A 23,879-nucleotide genomic window follows, 5' to 3' on the forward strand; every position below is an offset into this window, starting at 1 on the left:
GCCCTCTAAAAAAAGTAACTGTTAGGCTATAGTGAAAATGAATTTTCAACTTTGCTTTTGACATACCTTCTCATGGAAGGGTTTGCACCCTTCGTCCTCGAGCGCTTCACCCAGCCCGCCACCCCCGAGCTACCCAAAAAATCCCCCTGTGTCAGCAGCCAGAAATCCCATTGATCTGGCATCCGATTAGTGGCATCTTGTCCCTTACTCATGGGATACCCTCTACATACTTCACCAATCGAGAAAACACGCCGATTACTCACCGCCAGCGTCTTAGCGCCTGTCCTCGCCTGCGCCAGCCTGCTGCACGCTGCTCCCACCGATGGTGAGGAGAAGGAAAAAATCACCGAGTCCCAGCTGCAAGAAGCCGCTCGGCAGATCGATGCCTTGGTGGCAAAAATCTACAAGCGCGAGGGAGTCAGTGTGCCCGAGGACGCCAGCGATTCCGTCTTTCTGCGTCGCAGCTTTCTATTGGCCGTCGGTCGCATCCCCACGGTCGAGGAGGCGCGTGTATTTCTCGAGTCAGACGACCCCAACAAACGCGTCCTCCTCGTGCGCTACCTGATGAACTCGAAGGGCTACGAGAGCCACATGGGGAACTGGCTGATCGATATGCTGCGGGTGCGGGATCATTTTGAAAATGGCCGAACCGCTGCACCCTACATGGCCTGGGTGCGCAATTCCGTGGCGGAGAATCAACCCTACGATGCCATGACCCGCGAGCTGCTCTCCGCTCAGGGCGCAATGTGGAAGAACGGCGCGGTCGGATACTACATCCGCGACAAGGGGATGGAGCTCGATAACATGTCGAATACCATGCGTCTCTTCCTCGGCACCCGCATGGAGTGTGCCCAGTGCCACGACGATCCGTTCAACGACTGGGAACGGATGGACTTTTTCCGTCTCGCCGCCTTCACCAATGGTCAATCCGAGATGCGCAAGGGTGTCTGGGACACGCTGTGGCGGGAAATCCGCGACGCGAAAACCGAGCGCACACCGCTCGGGAAGATGGTGCGTTTCCTCGGCGATGAAGTCTACTACGCCAGTCTCACCGGAGCTGGCACGGGTCGGATCAAACTGCCCGGCGATTACCAATACCGCGATGGCAGCCCCGGCGAGTGGGTTGGCGCGCACACTCCCTTTGGCAAGTCCACCCGGATGTCGGACCGCCGCGATGACGATGATGGTTTGGAAACCTTCGCCTCCTGGGTCACCGATCCGCGCAACGAGCGCTTTGCCACCATCATCACCAATCGCATGTGGAAGCGCATCATCGGAGTCGGCCTGTTCGAGCCGGTCGATGAGTATCAGAAACCGGAAAATACCACCTCGCCGGAGTTGACCCGTTACCTCGTTCGCCTGATGCACGAGCTCGGCTATGATCTCAAAGCTTTCCAGCACGCCCTGCTACTGACCCGCGTCTACGCCTTTGCCTCTTCGGATCAGGAGCTGGCGATGGGGGAGAAGCCGCTGTTTGACGGTCGGAAAATCGAGCGCATGAGCGCCGAGCAATACTGGGACTCCCTGGTCACCATGATCGCCGGGAATCCGGACAAGCTTCCCACCCGCGGCAGCTCCGACAGCATTTACTACGGCGGCAGACCGGTGCTGGTGGGGGAGATGACCATGGCCGAGCTGCAGCAGCAGGTGCTGGCGATCGATGACCCCAAAAAACTCCGCACCTTCGCCGCCGATCTGCTCGACCGCATTAGCAAAGGCAGTGAGAGTGGTCGGCGCAAGAACCGCATGATGATGCGCTCCAGAGACAGCCGCGGCGCCCTCGAAGGCATCGCCCGCGCCTCGGAGCTCGCCTCGCCAGCCCCCAAGGGGCACGTGCTGCAGATTTTCGGCCAGTCGGATCGACTGCTGCTCGACTCAGCCACCCGCGAGGCCAATGCCACCCAGGTGCTCTCCATGCTCAACGGCCAGGTCGAGAAACTCGTGGTCGCCAACGATGGCGCCCACATCCACAAGCTTTCCCAAGGCAGCCCTCAGGATCGCATCCGCGCGATCTTCTTCGGCACCCTGTCGCGCTCACCCAGCGAGGCAGAAATGCAGCTCATGCTCGCCGAAGTCGAAGCCCGCGGCGAAGCCGGCTACCGCAACATCATCTCCGCCCTAGTCAACACCCGCGAATTCATCTTCATCCCATAGCCAGCTCTAGGTAGGGAGGGTGGAATGCCTTCTAGGTAGGGAGGATTGGCCTCAATCCTCCGCCCCCGCCGCCCCAGCGGCGCAAGCTACTCCCCGACATCCAGACATCTTAACCTCACCGACATCCACTCTCTTGAAATTTAAAACCTAAACCTAACCAATCCCCAGCTCCGGAGGAGCGACAGAAACTAGCCGGTGGTGCAGCAAAGCGTAACCACCGGATCACGCCCAGCCAGGCATCAAGTTCCGGAGGAACGACAGAAGGCCATCCCATCAAGCGAGCCACCCAGCGGAGGATTGAGCCAATCCTCCCTACCGTTTCTTAAAATTTAAAACTCAAAACATCCCACATCCACCATCATGCCCAAAAAATCAGACGAACTTACCCGCCGCCAGTTTGTGGCCAATGCCGCCCGAACCTACCTCGGCGTCGGCCTCGCTCCCATGCTCGGCAGCAGCGTCGCAACCCAGGCCTATGCCCAATCGTCGAAGAAGGCGGAGCGCAAACCGGCCGAGTCGGTGATCTTTCTCAACATGACCGGTGGCATGAGCCACATCGACACCTTCGATGTCAAACCGGGCAAGAAGGAGGTGCAGGGACCCGTGGAGGCGATCAATACCAATGTCGACGGCATTCAGGTCAGCCAGTTTCTGCCAAAGACGGCGGCGGTGATGGACAAGATTTGCCTGATCCGGTCGATGTCCTCGATCAATGGCGCCCACGAGCGTGGCCAGTATGCCCTGCACCGCAGCTACACCCCACGCGGCACCATCGTGCACCCTACCTTGGGGGCGTGGACCATGAAATTGCGCGGTCGGAAAAACCCGGAGATCCCCGGCTTTGTCACCGTCGGGGGCAATGCCGCCAACGCCTCGGCGGGCTTTTTCGGAGTGAAATACGCGGGTGTTCCCCTGGGCCGACCCGATGAGGGGCTGAAAGACAGCGTCCGCGCCGGCTCCGTATCGGCCGAGGACTTTGAGCGTCGGCTCAAGCTCGCGGACGTGATGAACAAGCAGTTCCACGCCGAGCACCAGAACACCGAGGCTCGCGCCTACGATGAACTTTATAAGGAGGCGGTGCGCCTGATGCGCAGCGATGACCTCAAGGCCTTTGATATCGACCGCGAACCCCGCTCGTCGCGCGAGGCCTACGGCAATAATTCCTTCGGCCAAGGCTGCCTATTAGCACGCCGACTGGTCGAACACGGCGTCCGCTTTGTCGAGGTGAACCTCGGCGGCTGGGACACTCACTACGATAACTTCACCTCCGTCGAGGCCCGCTGCCAGGTGCTCGATCGCGCTTACGCCAACTTGTTGGTAGAGCTGGAGGCGAAGGGTCTGCTGGAAAGCACCATCGTTGCCCTCACCACCGAGTTCGGTCGCTCACCCAACATCGTCGCCGAGCACAGTAATGGTCGCGATCACCACCCGTCGGTCTACTCCAGCCTACTCGCAGGCGGAGGCTTCAAAGGCGGTATGGTTTACGGCAGCTCCGACTCGAAAGGCGGCCGAGTGAAAAAAGACAAGGTCGGCGTCCAGGACTTCAACGCCACCATCGCCACCCGCCTCGGCCTCGACACCGATGCCGTCCTCCTCTCACCCTCCGGCCGCCCCTTCCAAGTCGCCCACAAAGGCAAACCCGTCGAGCAGCTGTTTGCATAGAAACGGGTAGGGATGATTACGTGTCCTTGCATCTCGGTAGGGTGGATTGCGTGCCCTTGCGTAGAACCGGTAGGGCGGATTGCGTGCCCTGTCGAAGCCATGGCGAAGAAGGGGCCTCAATCCGCCTCCTTTCGGTAGGGAGGATTGGCCTCAATCCTCCGCTCTCCTTTTCGGTAGGGCAGATTGGCCTCAATCCGCCGCTCCCCGCCGCCCCAGCGGCGCTGATCCAGTAGTCAGTGATTATTTTTTTGACCGCAACCGGAGCGCAGCGAAGATAGCCCCTAGGCAAATTTTGCGAATTAGGCGAATTTTGTCCCTTGGAATTTGAAACTTAGCACTTAATGCTTCCCTCCCTCAGCTCCGGAGGAGCGACAGAAACTAGCCGGTGGTGCAGCAAAGCGTAACCACCGGATCACGCCCAACCAGGCATCAAGTTCCGGAGGAACGACAGAAGGCAAACGCATCAAGCGAGTTTCCCAGCCCCACCTTCGTTCGTGCTACGGCAGGACACGCAATCCTCCCTACCGTCTCTTGAAACTTAACACTTAAATCTTCCGCCCCGCCTCATCGCCCAGATCCGCCGCGGCCCAACCCACCCCTAACAACACCGCGAAGGTGATGGCGATGGATTCGATCTGCATGGGGAAATCCACGGTGGAGTGAATCAGGATGCTGGTGAGCGCGATTAAATAAGCGCGTAGCATCACGGTCATCGAGCGCCCATGGCGTTTTTTGCGCAGAAAAATTTCCCGACATAGGAATATCACCGCCGCGGCGATCAAGCAGGCCATCAGCCCGCCGCCCAGCCAGCCCCATTCCACGAAGGTCTGTAGGTAGTCGTTGTGGCTGTAAACATAGCGCCCGGTAATGTCGTGATCGACGGCGAAGTAGGGAAATAATGGGTAGAAGGATCCGGGACCGAAACCTGCGGCTCTCCAGGTTGGATCCTGCATCATTTCCAGTTGAATCGCATTAACCGTGAGTCGGGGCTGTATAGTTGGGTATCCACTTTCTTGCGCCCCCTCCCAGCGTTGATACATCGTGCCAGCATAGCTCAGCAAGCTGAGCACGGCAATGATCAGGACTACGGCCAGGGTGATATTGCGTTCCAGCGGGCGGTGGCCGAAGAAGCTGGCGCTGGCGTCGTGGAATTTACGACCGATCGCACGCCGATTCATGATTGCCCAGAGCAGCAGGGTCAGCACTCCCAGCACCATCCCTGCCTTAGAGCCCGCGGTGATGACTCCCACTAATATCACCAGCACCCCGCCAGTTCGTAGCAGGGGGAGGAAATGCCGCTGGATCCCCGTGGTCGTGGATTCACGTGAGGTCGGTCGAAGCAGTAGCGCCAGTCCCATCGCCAACGCGATGTTGAGAAAGCTGGTGGCAATCCCCGGACTGCGGTAAGTTCCAAAAAATAAGGTGCTGCCGTAAGTGGTCAGTTCTTTGTTCCAGAAAATCCCCTCGGCTCCGGTCTGACGCTGGATCAGACCGAGCAATGCAACCGCTGCTCCAGTCCAGAAAATGCAAGCAGCAAGACGCCCGACCCATTGAGGTCGGCTTCGCACCACCTCGCGAGTGCCCCACACCACCGCGAGGCAGGGGAGAATATAACTCAGGCGATCGAGCGCTTCCGCTTGGTCGGCGCTGCCAGGTTGTTCAGGGAACGGTTGCTGATCGCGCGGCATGATTCGCCACCAGGGAGTTTCGCCCTTGCCGCCGACCGAATGAGAAAACTCACCCCAGGCGTTATACCACATCCACAAGCCTTGTAGTGCCGGCACCAGCAGAAGCACAAGCAGACACCAACCTTGCCATTGGCGCGGACGTGGCCCCAGCGCCAGCAAAAGCCCAGCCAGTGAGCTCGTCACGATCAGTGGCCAGCGCCAGTGATCGTAGTAGGATCCGGCAAAGAGCGGTCCGATGATCAGCGAGGCCATGAGTAGCATCGCTCCTACTGTCCGAGCGGGAGACCACTCGTTTGTTCCGGAAGTAGCTCTAGATCCACCCTTGGTCCGCCGGCCGCGCGATGAGCGACTTCGGCGTTTGTCCTGTGAAGACGACTGTCGGGTGGCTTCCATAAAGGCGATCTTGAATCCTGCTAGAGAGGAAGGCAAGCCTTGCAGCAAATGATAGTGGCATAACGCTGGCTGATGCTCAGACATGTTGTAGCAACTTGAAAATGAGTGAAGCTTTTGCTCTGCCTGGTATCGGCACTACAGATTAAGCAATGGAGAAGAAGGGGGGGATACGAGTAGATTTCTTGTTGAAGCAAGTAGGCACGATACCAATATTGTTTCTGTTAGCATTTTCTGACAAAGTAGCCGGTGTTTTTATTGATTTCGAAAGGTCTGCCGTCGGGGCAATTGATGGCAGCTGAAAAATTCAGGCGCGTTATACTAAAATACACATTTCTTAAATATATTTGTAATATTAAATTACAGCATCAATGTGGTGCTTAATATTCATACTCGAGTTCTTGACATGACCTCCTGATTGCGTGGTGATGACTCCATAAAGGCAAAGCCTTGGCTGGCATAAACGGATCAGATACAATCACAACGAGGTGAGGGTTTAGTAAGTTTGAAAACATGAAATCCCTTATGTTATCGATGTTTTCCTGACGATTCAGTGCCTGAGAGCACAGCGTCTTTGCTGCATCCATAACTGGAGTGATGAGCTTGCTCGAGAGAGCTAGGTCTCGGGCGCGACGATAACATTGAAGAATTCAAATTGAGTGATTTTAGTGTAATATTTTTTATAATGAATGGTATTGTTAGAACTTGTTAGTCTATCTCATGACGAGCCCTATACCCCTGATCATGGGGGTGTCGATTTAGTGTTGCAAAATGTGTTGACTGGCAGAGGGGAGTTGGACAGTTTGCGCTCAGATGCAGCACGTCTTGTTTGTGCGAATCGTGAAACCTGAATGAATATGAAATCTCCCTTCAATCTAACACCCAGACCTTTTCTCTATTCGCTCGCAATTGGTGCAGTGACCGTTCCTGGCGTTTGGGCGCAGACCGATCCGAGTTTGGTAAACCACCCTGCGGTTGTTCCGGTGGGGGCTGGTCTCGATAGTGTGAGAGGTGACGGCCCGATGGATCTGACCGAAGATTCCGTTTCACCTGAAGTCGCAGCGGCTGCAGAGGGTTCCTCAGATTTTAGCAGTTTGTTCACTGCGGCAGTGCGCGGAAGCATGCGCCTGGATGACAACATGTTCCTCACACCAGACGATGAGGACTCGGATGTCATCATCACCATCACTCCAACCTTGCAGTTGGCCAACGATGAGGATGCCAAGAACACATGGTCGTTTGCCTACGCACCAAGCATCATTTCCTATCTGGATAACTCAAACCTGAACTCCGTCAATAATTCCTTCGCTTTGGAACTGGGCACACGCTTGCCGAAGACGGAAATCGATTTTTCCGCTGACTACAGCGAGATTTCCGGAAGTGACCGTTTTGTTAGTGGCCAGATCGACAAAACGACCTACGGGGCAAAGCTTGATCTGACCCATGAGTTAACCGGTAAGACTCGCCTCGATGCTACCTTAGGCTATGCCAAGACGGATTATGAAACCGCGAGCCTGTTCGATACCACAGCCTATGATCTGCTGTTGACCTGGCAGTATCAATACAGCGGCAAGATTTCGCTAGGGCCATATGTTTCCTACGGTGAAACAGAGGTCGATACTCAGCCAGATCACCAAGCGATTGGCGTAGGTATCAAGTTCGACTATGAGATGACCGGTAAGACTGCCATGATCGGCAAGCTCGGTTATGAAAACCGCAGCTTCTCTGGCCCTATGGCTGGTTCTGACCATAATTTGTTCACCTATGAGATCGGTTTGAGTCACGAGTATTCGGGTAAAACTGAGTTTCAGCTCATGCTCTACCGTCGTTCTAACGCATCCTACAGTATTGCCTCCAGTGGTTATTACGGCACTGGTCTGTTTATCCTGGGGACACATGATATGACGGATCGGCTCACTCTCAAATCGAAGCTCGCATATGAGCGTGACTCTTACTACGCCACTAGCACTGTTTCAGCCGCGGACCTCGACAGTCACTACTATGAATTCAACATGGGAGCCGACTATGAATTCAATGATCAGTGCACGTTCGGAATGAATTTTATCTGGCGTAGCAACGATTCGGAGACCGATAGCAGCGATTTTGATAACTTGGCACTCGAATTGTTTAGCACTTATTACTTCTAAGTTGTTCGAGCCGATTCTTTTCCTCATCCAATCATAAGAAAACATCCCAACCACATCACCGAGAGATGAAAAATTACCTGACTAAAACATTTGCCCTGAGCACAGCTTGTGTGGCCTTCGCGATCACAGCGACTACCATTGAAACAATTCAAGCTCAGGCCCCGGAAGTCGCCCAGCCGGCCGCAACAGCCTCCATGAGTGTTGCCGTCCCTGAAGGTGGTGCTCCAGTGACCTACACAGTTAATGGTGCCACGGTGACCATTCAGCCAGGGCAGACAGGTGCTATTCCACCCAACGCCACGGGAGTTCAGCTGCCAGCGGGTTGCACAATTTCAGTTACGGTCACGGAGCCAGGTCAAGAGCCCACCACTTCGTCTTTCTCTGTTGATTCCGCTGTTACCTTGGATGCCGTGACTCCCGCAGCCATTAGTGCCAATGCATCAGCTTTCGCACCAGCTGCAGCTGCCGGAGGTGGTGGTGCCGCTGCAACAGGTTCATCTTCTGGTTCATCCGGCTCCAAGATCCAAGCCTTGGTCAACGCCGCGCAGGTTCTCAGCGCGAATGCCGTGAATCCCGCGACCATCAGTGATGGCGTCAGCACAGACGGCAACTAATTACGTGAGTCAACGCGCCTAACAATAATATTAGTCGTTAGAATTTAGCGTCACTCATTCCCCATCCTTTCCCCCACTTGCTATGAAAATGCTTTCATTGTGGCTGCCCGTGTGTTGCCTGCTTCTCACCCTCATGGGGAATGCTCAGGCTGCTGAATACACCCTGCAAAAGGACGATTCCTTGAAAATGGTGGTGTATCAGGAGGATGATCTATCGACAGAAACGCAGATCGGTAAGTCCGGTTTCGTGTCCTTTCCATTGATCGGCACGATCAAGGTGGTTGGCCTCACGGTCAAGGAGGCAGAGGACAAGATCAAGGCTCTGTATGAGAAAGACTACCTCGTCAGCGCCAAGGTGAATCTCACCGTGATGTCCTACGCGAAGAAGTGGGTGGTTGTTGGTGGAGATGTTGGTAAACCGGGTAACATCGAATACCCCGAAGAAGGAGCCCTAAGTCTTCCCGGAGCGATTGCTCAGGCTGGCGGCCTTCTTGAAACGGCCAATCCTCACGGCATCGTGCTTCGTCGTAAGTCTGGTGGCACATCCACACATAGCTTATCCAGCTCTGCTGGGATCACCCTGAGACACGGCGATACGATCACCGTTAGTCGTCTGTCTCAAAGCCGATCCACGATCACAGTTTCAGGTCAGGTAGAGAAACCTGGGATCATAGAGTTCCCTAAACAAGGAGGCCTCGATATCGTCACTGCGATCGCCCAAGCTGGTGGGCCCTCACGGATCGCATACACAAAAACGGTCACCGTGCGAAGAAATGGACAATCCTACCTCATCCCTTATGGCGAAATCATCAAGGGTAAGGCTAGAACCTACAGCCTCAGGGCTGGGGATGTCGTATTTATCAGGGAGAGTAAATGGTAGGGGCTGACTTGAGACTTAGAATGGGTTCGGAAATTTTAGCCAAGCTGATCAGATTCAATACATGTGCTCAGTGATGGTATTCGATGCAGTCTTCTGTGAGATCACACAAACTACATCAGCTCAAGGACGCTGCTTGCGTTACTCGCGCCTTATCAATTTAGCTGCACCACGTGATCGCAAGGATGACTCACAAACTTTAAATTTATAGATGAAACAAGATATAGACCCCTTCGCAGACGAGGCTGAAGAAATTGTCGAAAGCGGACCAAATCGTTTTGGTATTGGCACCTTAGGGCAAATTCTCAAAAGGTGGTGGCTCTTAGTGATTTTTATGGGTTTAGGTTATGTTGCGGCTTTGTATTATTTATCAATCGTGACTCCCAAGCACGTAGCTGTAGCAGTGTTGGAGGTAGATATTAAAACCCGCCAATTGATGGGTGAGGAATTGGAGAGTGAGAAGCTCTCTGCAGACTTAGCTATCGCTACAGAGGCGAGTAAGTTAATGGGACCGGGAATTTTAGAAGCAACTGCTGCACGTCCAGAAGTGCAAGCTTTGGAAAAGGCGATTCCTCCGAAATTTTCTTTCAAACCAAAATACTGGCGTAGCGAATCAGAGTTGGCATTCTTACCCGCCACATCGATCAGCTCGACCAAGCTAGCGGAGAACTTAGCGAATGGTTGGGTCGAGGTGAAAGGTCGTCGTAATACGGCATTGATTGAAGTGAAAGCCCATCATGCCGACGCTGAAAGTGCGAGGGTCATCGCGGATACTCTGTTGAAGGTCTATCTAGAAAAAGAGCTGGGTGAGAAGAAAGGGGGGGCAAGCGTAGCTTACACCGTTCTCAAACAGGAAAGTGAGGCGGCAAGGGAGTTACTGGATCACGCTGAGCAGTCTCTGCAGGTTTATGTCGCAGCGCGTAAATTGAACGAAAAGATTTTGGAGAACCGAGCTGAACTCATTTCTCTACGACAACGTTATAAGGAAAAGCACCCGAAAATGATTCAAGCAGAGGCGATCTATCGTGATATGTATGATCGATTCCGCCGTGAAATCAAACGCGCTATTACGGTGGATTCCGAACAGGACTATTGGCAGGAGCACCGACAGGCCATGGAGGCTCTGGATAAGAAAATTGCACTGAATAATGAAGAGAGTGACAAGGCCAAGGATGAATGGTTAGCCTTGGTGCAAATCGCTCTGACTTCGCGGAGTAATCTACTTACGGCTAGAATTGGTCACCAGCAGGAACTGTTCCAGACGATTACCAAAAGGATGACGGAAATCAACGTCGCGGATGAAACGGGCCCGGCCAAAGTTCGTGTGGTTGAAGCGGCAAAAGTCTCCAAGGCAGGTGAAAAACAGCGTGTGCTCTATCTAACCGCCGGTTCGTGTCTTGGACTTGCCGCCGGTGTGGCCATTGCCTTTTTGTTCTCACTCGTGGATTATAAGATCTATGATGTTCGCTCTCTGGAGGAAGCGAGCGGGCAGCCTTGTCTCGCTGCAGTCCCAACTAGTAAGTTATTTGATTTGAAACAGGGATGGCAAAATGTCCTTGAGGTTGAGCCAAACTCCTCAGAGGCCGAAGCTCTTCGCAATCTGCGAGCATCCATCACCTTGCTCGGAAAAGCTGAACGACATCGTGTGGTTCTGGTGACAAGCTCAGTGCCAGGAGAAGGCAAAACCACGATCGCTTCAGAACTTGCCGCATCCTTCGCCCTGAACGAACAGAAAACAATCCTAGTGGATCTGGATTTACGTAAGCCTCGAGTGCATACACTGTTTCCTAAATTGGATCAAGATCTAGGGATGTCCGGCGTGCTTGCAGGGCAAGTTGAGTTAGGAAAGGTTGTGCAGGCCACGGGGGTGAAAGGTCTGCACGTTATTTGCGCCGGGAAAAAAGCACCCAACCCATCCGAGCTGCTGCACGAGACAGAACTGGATAAAATCATTCATACGCTCAGTCAGCATTACGAGCGTATCATCATTGATACTCCACCAATTTTACCAGTCAGTGATACTCGGATATTGGTCAAACATGCGCAAAGTGTGGTAATGGTTGTGCGTGCTCTCAAGGCCCCTGTAGGCGCTGTGTTGAGAGCTAAAGAGCTCCTTCTAAACGCACGAGCACCCCTCGCAGGAGTTGTTTTGAACGGCATGAAGAAGCGCAGCGGTAGCAAATACTACGGCTACAAAGGTTATGGCGAATACGGAGCCTCAGGCGGCTACGGCGGCTACTACGACGATGGTAAATAGCATCACTGGTAGGGAGCATTGGCCTCAATCTGCCGCCTCCGCTAAAATCCAAACGCGAAGTTTCAAATACCAAGGAAGGCGACGAAAACATTCATGGCTAACAAAACCATCGACTAGCTCTCGGTCACGACTTCCTCATCCATCACACTCGGATGCGTGCGTCCTCTGATCGTTCACGATCAAAAAACATCTCTCAAGCAGATTAACGATGGTTTTTCCCCGGAAACAGGGAAATCGACCAAGGGCGGAGGCTTAATCGGATTTTGTGTCCGCAGCTCCGTGACACGAAATACGCCAATGCATTTTTCGGAATCTGCTTTTCATCGCCTTCCGCGCTGGGCATGATGAGCTAGCTGCCCCCCACACGGGCACGCAGCCATGAAAAAAGCCGGCAGCCCCTTCGAGCTGCCGACTTGGTTTTCCAGTAATCCGGACGCTGGCTTGAATCAGCTTTATCAGGGCATTGATCAAGCCGCGTCTGGGTTCGTTTCTGCCTCACCGGCAGCAGCATCACCCGGCTCACCGGCAGGCTTACCACCATCACCTCGGTGCAGGCCACTGGCACGCTCACTCTTCGGCACATAGCCGATCGCTTTGTAGAGCGGGCAGTCCTCGCCATACTGCGGGTGCCCCCGCACGGCATTGACCACTAGACTGAGCTGCTCGCGCATCGCGGAATCATGCGCATCGCGCTGCCGCCTTAGTCCGGCGATCTTGACAAGCCCCTGGCCAATCTCCTCACGCACGGTGACCGATGGCAGGGTGGCTGCTTCAAACTCCGCCAGGGTCATCCCTGCGAAGCTCTCTTCTGCGGCAAATTCCTGCCACGCGTTGATGATTGCGGCCCGCTTCAGCGGTGCCGTCTTGGTACTGTATTTCAACATGATGTATTTCGTTTAGTTTTGCCCGAGTCCTAAAATGCGGAGCGATCGAATACACGCTCTGCCCACCGGGAATGCATGGTGGTTTGGCCTCGGATGCTGTTAGGTTCTCGCGCAACTCTTTGAAAATCAAACCTAAAAAAGCCTTCTGAGGCTTATAGAGTATACGCTAATAGTTAATAACAGAAGATGTTGTGGTTTTGAAATTTGACGCATCATGGCTTGAAAACAAACCCATGGCCCGCACTGTTCGGTAGAACCTAAGTTTCCGCCTCCAGCGCCAATTAATCATACGCCCATTGAAGCCATCCGCTTGTGGTTCAAAAAAATTTTCACAATGAGCCCCAAATAGGCCTCCTTGAGCCAATCATCCACCACCTGAGCCACAAAAATGCAGGTTTACGCGAGGATGGGGCTTATTGAAACCGACCTTAGCAAGACGCATTCCTGCCCGGCCGAGACACAAGTGCGTGACATTATGCCAAGGTCACGCCGCGTGAGGAAGAGCTCACGACGGAACACCCCAAGTTCCCGGCGCAGCAAACCAATCGGATAACACGCCGGGACATCGGATCGGCGCAGAAAGATGGACTCCAGCTTCATGATCCCATGGTGTCAATGCCGTTTGACGATAGCCAGAAGCGAAGAACTTCCGGCAAATAGCAGGATACCAGCGTAATGGTAGCCAGTCCCCATGATCCGCCCTCATTTAATTTGAGAAACAAAACGATTTGAAATCCATCGATACCAACGTCAATGCCGGCCCTGGGGCCGAAGAGCCAAAGGTCGACATGGCGGACTTGAAGAAGAAGTCCGTGCGCGGCGGCATGGTGACGATGGAGGGTCCAACTATCACAGCTACTATGGCAACGACAGTTTGGGTGGGTGCCATAATGTTCGGTAGGGCGGCTTGGCCTCAAGCCGCTGGTTTGTGATGAAGTCTGGGAGTCGGTTGACAGATGCTTGAGTCTCGGCCGCGCACTTTAAATACGGCCATTTTCTTGGTTTCAGCTGCGATTCAATGAAACGACACACGTTTGGTTGGTCACACATCATTCTTGTTAATTCTAAAGATGGTTATTCTCCGGGAGATGGGGAAATCGACCAAGGGCGGCAGCGTCGGAGGATCGTATACCTCCATAAACTGGGTGGGTCTGTGCTAACAACTGCCGGCGTGACGATGATGTTACTAATTAATGAAGCTAAGACCGCCAAAATAGTAAAGCTATTTCCAGTAGTCACTGAATGTGATATTAATCTAGTATTATATCGATTTTAATGCAGGGAGGAGGCCAAGAAACCGGCAATAAGTCTCGGAGATGTAAGAACCAGTAGATTCTTAAAAACTATAACATAGTAGAGAACAGAAGGACGCTAAAAATTCACGTATTTGGCAAATCATTTAATTGAGTGTGTTACAGCACACACAAACCCTGCAAAGCATCTAACGTTGGTTAATATTCAATCTTTGAATGCGGCCTAACTCTAGAATCTCATTATCTGAAGCTAAATAATGAACTTGATATAATAAAACTTTCGCATGATTAGTAGTATGAAAAAAATACTTGCCAAGGCTATGGCAAACAGAGGGTTTGTGCGGTATTTTAAGAACACTTCATGGCTATTTGGCGGACAGATGTTGCGGATGGTCCTTGGTTTAATTGTGTCAGTTGCTGTAGCACGTTATTTAGGACCAGAAAATCTTGGACTCTATAACTACGTGTTGGCGATTGTTGCGTTGGTTGCTGTAGTGACAAATTTGGGATTACAAAATTTAGTCAAACGTGAATTAGTAGCGACCCCTGAGCGACATGATGTTATATTGGGGACATGTTTTGTGTTGAGCTTGATTGCGGGAATCGTTGCTTACTCTGGTATGCTGGTCATCGTTGCTTATATCACAGATAGTAGTCTAGTGTTGGGATTGTTTGCTATTTTAGGTGGATCATTATTGTTGAATCCTTTGAAATGTATAACGCTTTGGTTCCAAGCACAGGTAAGATCAGATCTATCAGTGAAGGCAAGTGGTATCACCATGCTGGTATTTGCAGCTATTAAAATAGTTGCCATAGGTTTGGGTGCTAAACTCATACATTTTTCTTATCTCTATATCATTGAACTGTTGGTTTTGATGGTCCTGCAGATCTTCTTTTATGGTTGTCACTATGGACGTGTTAGGGCCTGGCGGATCGATCGAGAATTGGCACTCAAGTATTTACGCAAGTCTTGGCCATTATTGCTTTCTGGATTAGCTGTCACGGTCTACATGCAGGTCGACCAAATCATGCTTGGATCGATGTTAGGTAAAAACGCTGTAGGCCAATACTCTGTCGCTGTAAGAATAAGTTCAATATGGTATATGATACCCACATTGTTGGCGACTTCCCTATTCCCTCCAATACTCAATGCGCGGAAGAAAAGTAAGGCCTTTTATGAGGAAAGGTTACAGCGTTATCTTGATTTAAATGCAGGTTTAGCTTATTTGATTTGTATACCATTATCGCTAACTTCTTATTGGGTAATTGCCATTTTATTTGGGGCCCAATATGAGGGGGCTACACCTATATTAGCGATCCATATATGGAGTAGTCTATTTGTATTTTTGGGAGTCGCACGAGGCCAGTATATCATTGCAGAAGAGTTATTTAAGTTTTCAATGGTATCGACTATTATAGGGGCGATAGTAAATATCGCATTGAATTATATTTTAATTCCGCGCTATGGTGGTGTCGGCGCTGCGCTTGCAACACTAGTGTCTCAGTTTATATCAGCATTTGCATCATCATATTTTTATTTGCCTGTTCGCGACATCGGCCGCCTTCAGACACGATCACTGTTTCCGTTTGCTAGAATTCTATTACTGATTAAATAGATCTGAGACGCCTTGATGTATAGTAGCACGCGGTTTTGATAAGTTGTCAAAAACGATAGAAGTAACACATTGGCATGCGGTAGTGCGAATTACAAATTCGATCCATTGAATTTAATATGGAAATCGAAAGAGCTCAGAGTGAAATCCAAAGTTAAATTTAAATTGATATGAATGGAATCAAACCTGCGATTATTGTTGCTGCATACAATCGTGATCAATCGCTGACGCGTCTATTAAAAATGCTTGCGGGGGCCCGGTATGTGACAAAGGACATACCATTGGTCATCTCGATCGATGGAGGCGGAGCCGAAGCTGTAAAGACCGTGGCCGACTCCTTTGAGTGGAAACACGGTGAGAAAACTGTGATTTCGCATGACCACAATTTAGGGTTACGTGAGCATATTCTGCGTTGTGGAGACTTATCCGACAAATATGGCGCTGTCATCGTGCTTGAAGATGACCTTGGGGTTTCGAATTTCTTTTACCAATACGCTGAGCAGGCTTTGGAAATGTTTGGTGGATGTCAGGACATCGCAGGGGTTTCTTTATATAAGCATTTAATAAATGTGAACTGTGGCTCGAGATTTGAACCGTTAGATAATGGTTTGGGGTATTATTGTATGCAGTTTGCACAATCGTGGGGCCAGATGTGGACACGTGACCAGTGGCGTGCATTTCGCAATTGGTATGATGTAGAGGATAATCTAAATAAACCGTTGGATATTCCACGGTTTGTAAACAGCTGGCCGGAAAGCTCGTGGCTAAAATATTTCATACGCTATGTTGTAGATAAGAATAAGTATTTTGTTTATCCTGTTAAATCCCAAACGACTAACTTTAGTGATATGGGGACACACATGGCTCAGTTGAATAATAACATCTATCAAGTTCCTCTTGCAGAGTATAAACTAGAGCTATCGAGGGACGTCTCTACGGAAGTTGTTCATTATGATGCGTATTTTGAAATAACCGAAAAATCCCTCCGTTCATTTAGTAAAGATCTACCTCAAGATTCACTGATTATAGACTTATACGGGATCCGCAATTTGGAAAATTACCCAGCGAGCCAACTTGTATTGACTACTCGTTCGTGTGATAAGCGAATCAAATCATGGGGGTTTCGATACAAACCTCGCGAGATGAACATTATTCAAGATCTTTCGGGTGAAATGGTTTCGTTGTGCCAAAATAAAGATATCTCGGATCAGAGGAGGACGGAATACTTACTTCGTGAGTTTACTTACGATAGAAGGTGGCTTGGATCTCGAGATATGATGAAGCTGTTAAGTTATAGTTTGCTAACACGATTATTTAAAAAATCATGAAGGATTATATATTGAGGTATATGAAGCGCCCAAAGCTCTATTTAAGAGATAGAAAAATGGGTGTGATCATAGCCCGCTCAGCCAATGCGCGTGATTGTTCATTTGAAGGGAAAAATAAAATATACGCCAATGTCTGCGTCAGTGGTTCATCCATCGGTCTTGGTACGTATGTCTCGTCAAACTCACGAATCCATAACAGTAGAATAGGCCGATATTGCTCCATTGGACCTGAAACTGTGGTTCTCGCTGGTCGGCACCCCATAAGTGAACGGCTTTCCTCGCATCCTTGTTTCTATTCTTCGAATCAACAAGCAGGTTTCACCTATGTAGAGAAAACGAATTTCAATGAGTATGTCTATGCTGATTCCGAGAAATCTGTGTTTGTTGATATTGGTAGCGATGTATGGATCGGAGCACGTGTCACACTATTAGGTGGGATTAAAATAGGTCACGGAGCTGTTATTGCTTCGGGCAGTGTAGTCACAAAAGATGTAGAACCATACTCTGTGGTAGCAGGTGTTCCTTCAAAGATAATTAGATATCGCTTTGATGAAGCGACCAGGTTGAACTATTTGGAAGAAAAATGGTGGGAAAAAGGTGAAGACTGGATTCATAGTAACATTCAGAGGTTTTATAATGACATCAACTGAACGATATCTCTGTTTCATAGCCAACACAATCTCTGCGTAATAGATGAAATATATACACTGATTATATTACAACCATTAAATGTACAGGGAGCTTATCCATCATCCTAATAGGAGGTTTCAACAGAGACGTTCAGAATAATTCTATCTGGATGAATCACAGTATGTTCAGTGGAGACTCGTGTCCAAGATTAAATTAATGTTGAGTAAGTAACTATGGAAATATCGTTTAAAAGTTTTTTCAGCAAATCGCATATTGTCTTGTTAGGTTTGGCATTAGCTTACTTTGTAAGTCAAGGCCTTCGAGGTTACACCATTGCATTAGCATTCATGATGTCCTCCTTGCTTATTGTCAGATCCCCGAGTTCTAAGTTCTGGCCATCTCAGGCGCGATCTTTTTACTTCGTTGGAATAATAATCATTTTCATGTTAATAAGTTGTATATTGCAGTATGTATTCTTCGATAATAGAACGATTTTAATGTTTTGCTTTCCGTTTTTCTCAGCGTTTTATTTAGGTGTGGTATTATTATATTTTCGTGGTGGTAAAGTTTGGGGAGAGGACTTCTTATGGTTCATTATATCTTTTGTAATCTGCGTGTTGATTTTTAATTTGTTAATTACTGTTGAGATCCCACGCGATGAGATTTTAAAAGAGTCCTTTGGGGCAACCAAACGAGGACTCGTTCTTGATAAGGGTGATGATACGTTTCTCGGGGTATTCGTAGTCCATAACCTCATTGCAATTCCTTATGGTGCCGCTATAGGATTAGCGTTATGTGGAGCTGCGGTTTGCATTAAAAAACAGATTCATAAGTTCGCTGTATTTCTTCTGGGGCTAGCAGCATTATTTCCAGCCTATTATACCCAGACGCGAGCACCATATATCGTATTTGCGATTGTGATGCTGATCTTGTGTTCGGTATCCATGATACAAAGAAAAAACCTATTATTGGTAGCTACAGTTTTCATGTGTGGATTTGTTGGTGTGATTATTTCCTTTACTCTCAATGTCGGTATCCTGTCTCGATTTGCCGATTTGAGCGAAGGTGATGGACGTTTTACTCTGTGGCAGGATGCAACCGCAAATTTATTTGGTTTCGGTGAGTTCTCATCGGTATCAGATTATGCTCATAACTATGTGCTCGATGTGGGTATGGATCACGGACGCGTCCTTGCCCTGTTAGCACTCGTTATATGCATTAGTATTTTATACTTTTGCTTTTTAATGATGTCAAAATTAGACAAGCTCGATTTTGAGAAATCATTCCTGGCGTTTTTCTTATTTGTGGGTGTTGTACTATCCATGATTAATCCGCCTTCTAATTTGAGCCACATGATTTATGGTTTTGGTTTAGCGTCATTACCTTATATGAAGTTAGTCCTACGTCGACTTGCCAGATATGAAAGACCACCAGCTGTTGTTATCCGACGCGGGGCATACTGAATTATTATTAGATATATACCCGTAACAATTTTGATGTTGTGTGATAAACGGTGCTATCTAAAACAAAGGCTTCTTCTTTAAGAGTTTTTTACTGTTTGCTACTCCAGAGACTAAACGTGAGATGTGTCAAATGATGTATCAAGACTTACAATAATTTTATGAATGAAATAATCCTTAGCGTGGTAATACCTACGTATAATAGTGACAAGTACATCCAAGAATGCCTTGATTCTGTTGCAAATGAGAGTCAGGAAGGTGTTGAATTTATTCTGATCGATGGTGGAAGTCAGGATAACACTATGAAAATATGTCAGTCTTATTCACATCTTTTCGCTTATATGCTATCTGAACCTGACCGGGGACAAAGTGATGCGTTTAACAAAGGTTTCAAAAAAGCAAAAGGTCGTTACCTTACGTGGTTGAATTCTGATGACCTATTAGGTTCGGGCTCAATAGGTCTTGTTCTAAAGGTATTACGTAAAAGCCAAAAGCAATGGTTAACAGCAAATTGTGTTCACACAGATGAGGACGCAAAAATCCTCCGATGCTGTCGATCTGGTGGTTTTGAAACCTTGGCTGTTAAGCATGGTATCCTGAATGTATTTGGGCCGAGTACTATTTTTTCAAAGAAACTATATGAGGAACTGGGCGATATCGACGTGGACTTTCATTACTGTATGGACACAGAATACTGGTGGAGGATCGCCTCTGCTGGATATGATTATAAAAGAATCAACGTCTATTTGTGGGCTCTTAGGCTACATTCTGAGGCGAAAACAGCAAGTTCGCTGCTGAGTAATGAATTCCCTGAAGGGATGCGTACCGAAGGCAAAACAATCGCTAAAAAATATTTCTCTGAAGTAAATAGTAAAGAACGTAGATTTGGACTGTTGTTAGCGCGATGTTACAGACTGTTGAACTTATCTTACCTATTATCTAAATGGGATACTCTCAGGCTGAAAGGTAAACGATTCAACTAACAACAATAAGTTTTAAAGTTTATGCGTATTCTTCACACTGTCTCATCTTTGTTTCCTGAAACAGGAGGCCCATCCCGTTCAGTTCCTGGTCTGGCTGGAGCGCAAGTCTCCGAAGATATGGAGATCTATTTATGGGCCAAAAACGTTCCGCCAGACTACATTCCTCCACAAGGGGTGCAATTAGTATGTGGAGGCTTGGATCAGTGTGCTAAACTGATGGCAAAAGTAGATGTCGTGCATGATCATGGCGTCTGGTTACCACTGAATCATCAAATTGCCAAGGCTGCCAGAAGAGCAAGTTGCAAGCGTGTTGTGAGTCCTCGTGGCATGCTCGAACCATGGGCGATCAATCACAAAAAATGGAAAAAACGTCTGGCCTGGTGGCTGTATCAACACCGGGATCTGGAAACTGCCGTATTATTTCATGCGACAGCAGAGAGCGAAGCCGGGCAATTCCGACGACTCGGGCTAGAGGCACCGATCACAGTGATCCCGAATGGGGTCGCAGTGCCATGCGACACAGGTCAGACCCCAGAAGATAGAAATCAGAGTGAAACTGGAGAGCGCGTTGCACTTTTTCTGTCACGAGTTCATCCGAAGAAAGGACTGCCGATGCTGATTGATGCCTGGGCGAAGGTGAAGCCAGAAGGCTGGCGGATGCGTGTGGTGGGACCGGATGAAGACGGACATCTACACGAGCTGAAGCAACGGGTTGAAGAAGCTGGCTTGAGCGACTGCTGGGATTTTGATGAGCCGCTGGACGGTGATGACAAATGGAAGGCTTACCGTGCGGCTGATTTGTTTATCTTGCCAACACACAGTGAAAACTTCGGCATTGTTGTCGCAGAAGCGCTTGGCTGTGGAGTTCCCGTGATCACTACTCACGGAACTCCTTGGCAAAGCTTGGAGAGAGAGGGTAGCGGGTGGTGGGTGCCAGTCAACGAGACAGCCATAGCCGATGCGCTACGAGATGCCATAAGCCGGCCGAAGGCGGAACTTTTAGCCATGGGTGAACGAGGCAGGGCGATGGTTGTGAAAGATTTTGGATGGGAGAGAATTGCCGCGCAAATGGCAGCCAGCTATCAGTGGATTTTGGGCAAGGGGGAGAAGCCAGGATGTATTGTTAGTTAAAATAAAATGGATCTCAGAAGTCACGATGGATATTAATCAAAATCGAACAGCCAGGAAATGGTCACGCAAGGAGCTAGCTGGGCGTGTGCTGTGGGCGGCTTTTGGGCCGCTTTTTCGTTGCAGTCCGCGTCTTTGTTGGGAGTGGCGTAACTTCTTATTACGTTTGTTTGGTGCTAAAATAGGGAAGAACGTTCAAATTAATCCCTCAGCGAAAGTATTCATACCGTGGAACTTGGAGATAGGAGACTGGAGCGCGATTGGGTTTGATGTCTTGATCTACAATTTAGGGGTATTGAAGATCGGTGAGAAAGTAACACTATCGCATAAATCACATATTTGCGGAGGAACACACGATTATTGTGATGTGAGCTTACCTTTGATTAAATCAGACATAACGATTGAGGGAGGGGCTTGGATTTGTGCGGAAGCTTTTGTGGGGCCTGGCGTTACCGTTGGAGAAGGCTCCGTGTTAGCAGCACGTGGTGTTGCAGTTAAAGACCTGGAATCATGGTCCGTTTACGGTGGGAATCCTGCCAAGTTGATTAAGGAAAGAGTCCTGAACGAATCTAATTCAATAGTATGAGTATATCGGTATTAATCTTGACCTATAACGAAGAGCTAAATCTGCCCGGTTGCCTAGAATCTTTATCTTTCTGTGATGATATTGTTGTTCTGGACTCCCATAGTTCTGACGACACGGTTGCTATTGCAAAACACGCGGGGGCAACTGTCCTAAGTAGAAAATTTGATAACTACGCGGCACAACGGAACTTTGGCTTAGCATATGATTTCAAACATGACTGGATTCTTATGCTTGATGCTGATGAGCGAGTCACTGATGACCTTGTTCGAGAGATGTTGGACGAGGTGAATTCAGTGAACAATCCTGTGAGTCTTTACCGTATGCGCCGGAAGGACATGTTTATGGACAGATGGCTCAAGAGGTCTAGTGGTTATCCAACATGGTTTGGACGCTTGTTTAAAAAGGGAGAGGTTAGAGTCGAAAGAGAGATCAACGAAGAATACTATACAGACGGTGAGATTGGTCTACTGGACGGGCACTTAATTCATTATCCTTTCAATAAAGGGATCGAGTATTGGTTTGAGCGTCACAATAAATACTCCTCCATGGAGGCCGTCAAGTTGGCGAATGAGCAGCAAGGTTCAGTGAATTGGTCAGACTTTCTCAATACTGATCCTATGCTGAGGCGGAAGGCTTTTAAGGCCGTTGCTTACCGCATGCCGTTCAGACCACTATTAACGTTCTTTTTCCTATATGTAGTAAAATTCGGATTCTTGGACGGTAAGGCCGGATTTCATTATAGTGTCATGCGCTCCGTCTATGAATATATGATCAGTCTCAAAATGAGAGAGGATCAAGCTGTGACACAAGACCAATCGTCGTAGATGTAATCCGTTGGTATTGGCTGATTTAGGTTGCTCAGTGTGACTGAACTAGCTGAGTAGGTTGCTGTGGGCGAGATAAGTACTCTTTTATTACCGATTGCGTAGAACATGAGCACTTAACTTCCTGACCCTTCTAAAAGGTGGATACTTCATTTTGCTTAAGACATGGCACCAGCTTTCAGAGAATTACGTGATAAGTGGGCGTCAAAATGGTGGACGTGCTTATTTTTAGCTTCCGTCGTCTTTTTTGTGCTGCTGATTGTGCTGGCATCTTGGGCTCCCCATTCCCAGATGAGTAAACTGGCCTGGATGCCTGGCTGGATCGCAAAGCTAGCCGATCGTGAACCGAACATCCGCACGGCGGTTCCTTTCATGCCATTGGCTGGCCTTCTCTTTATGGCGCTATCCACCATACAGATTCAACGTCCGCTGCGTATCACTCTGACGATTTGCGGATTTATTCTTTGCGTAACCGAGTTTGGGCAGGCCTTTCTGCCGCAGCGCACGGTTGATTGGAAAGATTTACTGTGGGGGACAGTGGGTATCTTGTTAGGCACTGCTGGAGCGAAGATACTCATATATTGGCGTAAAAAATACTCGGCTTGTTGACTCATTTTTGGACCTGCTTTTCTATTGCTACGCAGTCACAGAGCTCGAATCTGGCTAATCTAGCGAATCTTTTTCTTGGGTTCGTAGTGCGTTTAGAACCAGCGATTCCATGTTCCAGTAGCACACACCAAATACACAATCTTAAATTTTTATGAAACGAATACTTGTCTCCGGTTGCTACGACATCATCCACGCCGGCCACCTCCAATTTTTTGAAGAAGCCCGCTCGTTGGGCGATCACCTCACCGTCAGTTTTGCCTCCGAGGATGTACTCTGGCATCACAAACAACGCAGGTCGTCGATCCCGGACGAACATAAAAAAGCCGTGCTTGAGGGCCTGAGAATGGTTGATGAAGTGATCATCGGCACTGACCACGACCTCGGTCTCGATTTCAAAAGCTACTTTCTCGAAGCCAAGCCTGACATCCTCGCCGTCACCGAGGACGATCAATACGAGGCGATCAAACGCGACCTCTGTGATCAAGTCGGCTGCACCTACCGTGTACTGCCGAAGACTCCGCCGAAATTCGATCCCGTGTCCACCTCGGGCATCGTCAAGTGGGTCAAGGCTCCTACTGAATCGCCTTTGCGGGTGGACTTCGCCGGCGGTTGGTTAGACGTGCCGCGCCACGCGCGCGAGGGAGCTTTCATTGTCAACTGCGCCATCTCTCCGTTGGTCAGCTTACGTAATTGGACCTATGAAAAACGCTCCGGTCTCGGCGGCAGCGGCGCCTGGGCCTTGCTGAACGGTGAGGACGGCGTCGACTCCGAACTCGACCTCGGCGTCGGCTG

17 protein-coding genes and 1 pseudogene are annotated in these 23,879 nt (G+C 49.5%); 16 read left to right on the forward strand and 2 right to left on the reverse strand.

Annotated elements, in window-relative coordinates:
• Positions 1 to 210: 210 nt before the first annotated feature.
• Entirely contained in the window at positions 211 to 2,154 is a 1,944-nt protein-coding gene (locus JO972_RS16285; RefSeq protein WP_309491149.1) for a DUF1549 domain-containing protein, read from the forward strand.
• Between the two features lie 360 nt (positions 2,155 to 2,514).
• Positions 2,515 to 3,816, forward strand: coding sequence for a DUF1501 domain-containing protein (locus JO972_RS16290; protein WP_309491150.1), 1,302 nt, complete (start codon positions 2,515 to 2,517; stop codon positions 3,814 to 3,816).
• Positions 3,817 to 4,361: 545 nt separating this feature from the next.
• On the opposite strand, the gene JO972_RS16295 is transcribed toward JO972_RS16290, so the two are convergent.
• Positions 4,362 to 5,981, reverse strand: a complete 1,620-nt coding sequence (locus tag JO972_RS16295) for an O-antigen ligase family protein (protein ID WP_309491151.1) — start codon at positions 5,979 to 5,981, stop codon at positions 4,362 to 4,364.
• Between the two features lie 770 nt (positions 5,982 to 6,751).
• On the opposite strand from JO972_RS16295, the gene JO972_RS16300 reads away from it, so the two are divergent.
• From JO972_RS16300 to JO972_RS16315, 4 genes are all read left to right on the forward strand, one after another.
• Complete coding sequence (locus JO972_RS16300; protein WP_309491152.1) at positions 6,752 to 8,041, forward strand: outer membrane beta-barrel protein; 1,290 nt, start codon at positions 6,752 to 6,754, stop codon at positions 8,039 to 8,041.
• A gap of 65 nt (positions 8,042 to 8,106) precedes the next feature.
• Complete coding sequence (locus tag JO972_RS16305) at positions 8,107 to 8,655, forward strand: hypothetical protein (protein WP_309491153.1); 549 nt, start codon at positions 8,107 to 8,109, stop codon at positions 8,653 to 8,655.
• Between the two features lie 82 nt (positions 8,656 to 8,737).
• The gene (locus JO972_RS16310) at positions 8,738 to 9,535 is read left to right on the forward strand and encodes a polysaccharide biosynthesis/export family protein (protein ID WP_309491154.1); all 798 of its coding nucleotides are present in this window, start codon (positions 8,738 to 8,740) and stop codon (positions 9,533 to 9,535) included.
• Between the two features lie 208 nt (positions 9,536 to 9,743).
• A complete protein-coding gene (locus tag JO972_RS16315) occupies positions 9,744 to 11,789 on the forward strand; it encodes a polysaccharide biosynthesis tyrosine autokinase (RefSeq protein WP_309491155.1) in 2,046 nt (681 codons plus the stop codon).
• A gap of 467 nt (positions 11,790 to 12,256) precedes the next feature.
• Here the strand turns inward: JO972_RS16315 and JO972_RS16320 are convergent, their stop codons facing one another.
• Positions 12,257 to 12,673, reverse strand: a complete 417-nt coding sequence (locus JO972_RS16320; protein WP_309491156.1) for a hypothetical protein — start codon at positions 12,671 to 12,673, stop codon at positions 12,257 to 12,259.
• 1,549 nt (positions 12,674 to 14,222) lie between these two features.
• On the opposite strand from JO972_RS16320, the gene JO972_RS16325 reads away from it, so the two are divergent.
• The 10 genes and pseudogenes from JO972_RS16325 to JO972_RS16370 form a co-directional block, all read left to right on the forward strand.
• Positions 14,223 to 15,542 carry a flippase gene (locus JO972_RS16325; protein WP_309491157.1) on the forward strand — a complete coding sequence of 440 codons (1,320 nt, stop codon included), beginning with the start codon at positions 14,223 to 14,225 and terminating at the stop codon, positions 15,540 to 15,542.
• Between the two features lie 167 nt (positions 15,543 to 15,709).
• Positions 15,710 to 16,867 carry a hypothetical protein gene (locus JO972_RS16330; protein WP_309491158.1) on the forward strand — a complete coding sequence of 386 codons (1,158 nt, stop codon included), beginning with the start codon at positions 15,710 to 15,712 and terminating at the stop codon, positions 16,865 to 16,867.
• 389 nt (positions 16,868 to 17,256) lie between these two features.
• A pseudogene (locus JO972_RS16865) lies at positions 17,257 to 17,416 on the forward strand (DapH/DapD/GlmU-related protein); the annotation flags it as partial.
• 314 nt (positions 17,417 to 17,730) lie between these two features.
• Positions 17,731 to 18,960 carry an O-antigen ligase family protein gene (locus tag JO972_RS16340; RefSeq protein WP_309491160.1) on the forward strand — a complete coding sequence of 410 codons (1,230 nt, stop codon included), beginning with the start codon at positions 17,731 to 17,733 and terminating at the stop codon, positions 18,958 to 18,960.
• Positions 18,961 to 19,118: 158 nt separating this feature from the next.
• Positions 19,119 to 19,940: a glycosyltransferase gene (locus JO972_RS16345; RefSeq protein ID WP_309491161.1), complete on the forward strand. Its 822-nt coding sequence runs from the start codon at positions 19,119 to 19,121 to the stop codon at positions 19,938 to 19,940.
• 21 nt (positions 19,941 to 19,961) lie between these two features.
• Positions 19,962 to 21,071 (forward strand): glycosyltransferase, encoded by a 1,110-nt coding sequence (locus JO972_RS16350; RefSeq protein WP_309491162.1) that lies wholly within the window; start codon positions 19,962 to 19,964, stop codon positions 21,069 to 21,071.
• A 25-nt stretch (positions 21,072 to 21,096) separates the two neighbouring features.
• Complete coding sequence (locus JO972_RS16355; RefSeq protein ID WP_309491163.1) at positions 21,097 to 21,654, forward strand: LbetaH domain-containing protein; 558 nt, start codon at positions 21,097 to 21,099, stop codon at positions 21,652 to 21,654.
• A 17-nt stretch (positions 21,655 to 21,671) separates the two neighbouring features.
• Entirely contained in the window at positions 21,672 to 22,478 is an 807-nt protein-coding gene (locus tag JO972_RS16360; protein WP_309491164.1) for a glycosyltransferase family 2 protein, read from the forward strand.
• 165 nt (positions 22,479 to 22,643) lie between these two features.
• Complete coding sequence (locus JO972_RS16365; protein ID WP_309491165.1) at positions 22,644 to 23,087, forward strand: VanZ family protein; 444 nt, start codon at positions 22,644 to 22,646, stop codon at positions 23,085 to 23,087.
• 151 nt (positions 23,088 to 23,238) lie between these two features.
• Positions 23,239 to 23,879: FAD synthase family protein (locus tag JO972_RS16370; RefSeq protein WP_309491166.1), on the forward strand; the 641-nt coding region annotated here is incomplete at its 3' end.

The organism is Oceaniferula flava (assembly GCF_016811075.1).
GTDB classification, from domain to species: Bacteria; Verrucomicrobiota; Verrucomicrobiia; order Verrucomicrobiales; family Akkermansiaceae; genus Oceaniferula; species Oceaniferula flava.

Coding starts and splice junctions, on each gene's coding strand:
- JO972_RS16285 (WP_309491149.1), top strand. CDS start 211: ATGGGATACCCTCTACATACTTCACCAATCGAGAAAACACGCCGATTA.
- JO972_RS16290 (WP_309491150.1), top strand. CDS start 2,515: ATGCCCAAAAAATCAGACGAACTTACCCGCCGCCAGTTTGTGGCCAAT.
- JO972_RS16295 (WP_309491151.1), bottom strand. CDS start 5,981: ATGTCTGAGCATCAGCCAGCGTTATGCCACTATCATTTGCTGCAAGGC.
- JO972_RS16300 (WP_309491152.1), top strand. CDS start 6,752: ATGAAATCTCCCTTCAATCTAACACCCAGACCTTTTCTCTATTCGCTC.
- JO972_RS16305 (WP_309491153.1), top strand. CDS start 8,107: ATGAAAAATTACCTGACTAAAACATTTGCCCTGAGCACAGCTTGTGTG.
- JO972_RS16310 (WP_309491154.1), top strand. CDS start 8,738: ATGAAAATGCTTTCATTGTGGCTGCCCGTGTGTTGCCTGCTTCTCACC.
- JO972_RS16315 (WP_309491155.1), top strand. CDS start 9,744: ATGAAACAAGATATAGACCCCTTCGCAGACGAGGCTGAAGAAATTGTC.
- JO972_RS16320 (WP_309491156.1), bottom strand. CDS start 12,673: ATGTTGAAATACAGTACCAAGACGGCACCGCTGAAGCGGGCCGCAATC.
- JO972_RS16325 (WP_309491157.1), top strand. CDS start 14,223: ATGAAAAAAATACTTGCCAAGGCTATGGCAAACAGAGGGTTTGTGCGG.
- JO972_RS16330 (WP_309491158.1), top strand. CDS start 15,710: ATGAATGGAATCAAACCTGCGATTATTGTTGCTGCATACAATCGTGAT.
- JO972_RS16340 (WP_309491160.1), top strand. CDS start 17,731: ATGGAAATATCGTTTAAAAGTTTTTTCAGCAAATCGCATATTGTCTTG.
- JO972_RS16345 (WP_309491161.1), top strand. CDS start 19,119: ATGAATGAAATAATCCTTAGCGTGGTAATACCTACGTATAATAGTGAC.
- JO972_RS16350 (WP_309491162.1), top strand. CDS start 19,962: ATGCGTATTCTTCACACTGTCTCATCTTTGTTTCCTGAAACAGGAGGC.
- JO972_RS16355 (WP_309491163.1), top strand. CDS start 21,097: ATGGATATTAATCAAAATCGAACAGCCAGGAAATGGTCACGCAAGGAG.
- JO972_RS16365 (WP_309491165.1), top strand. CDS start 22,644: ATGGCACCAGCTTTCAGAGAATTACGTGATAAGTGGGCGTCAAAATGG.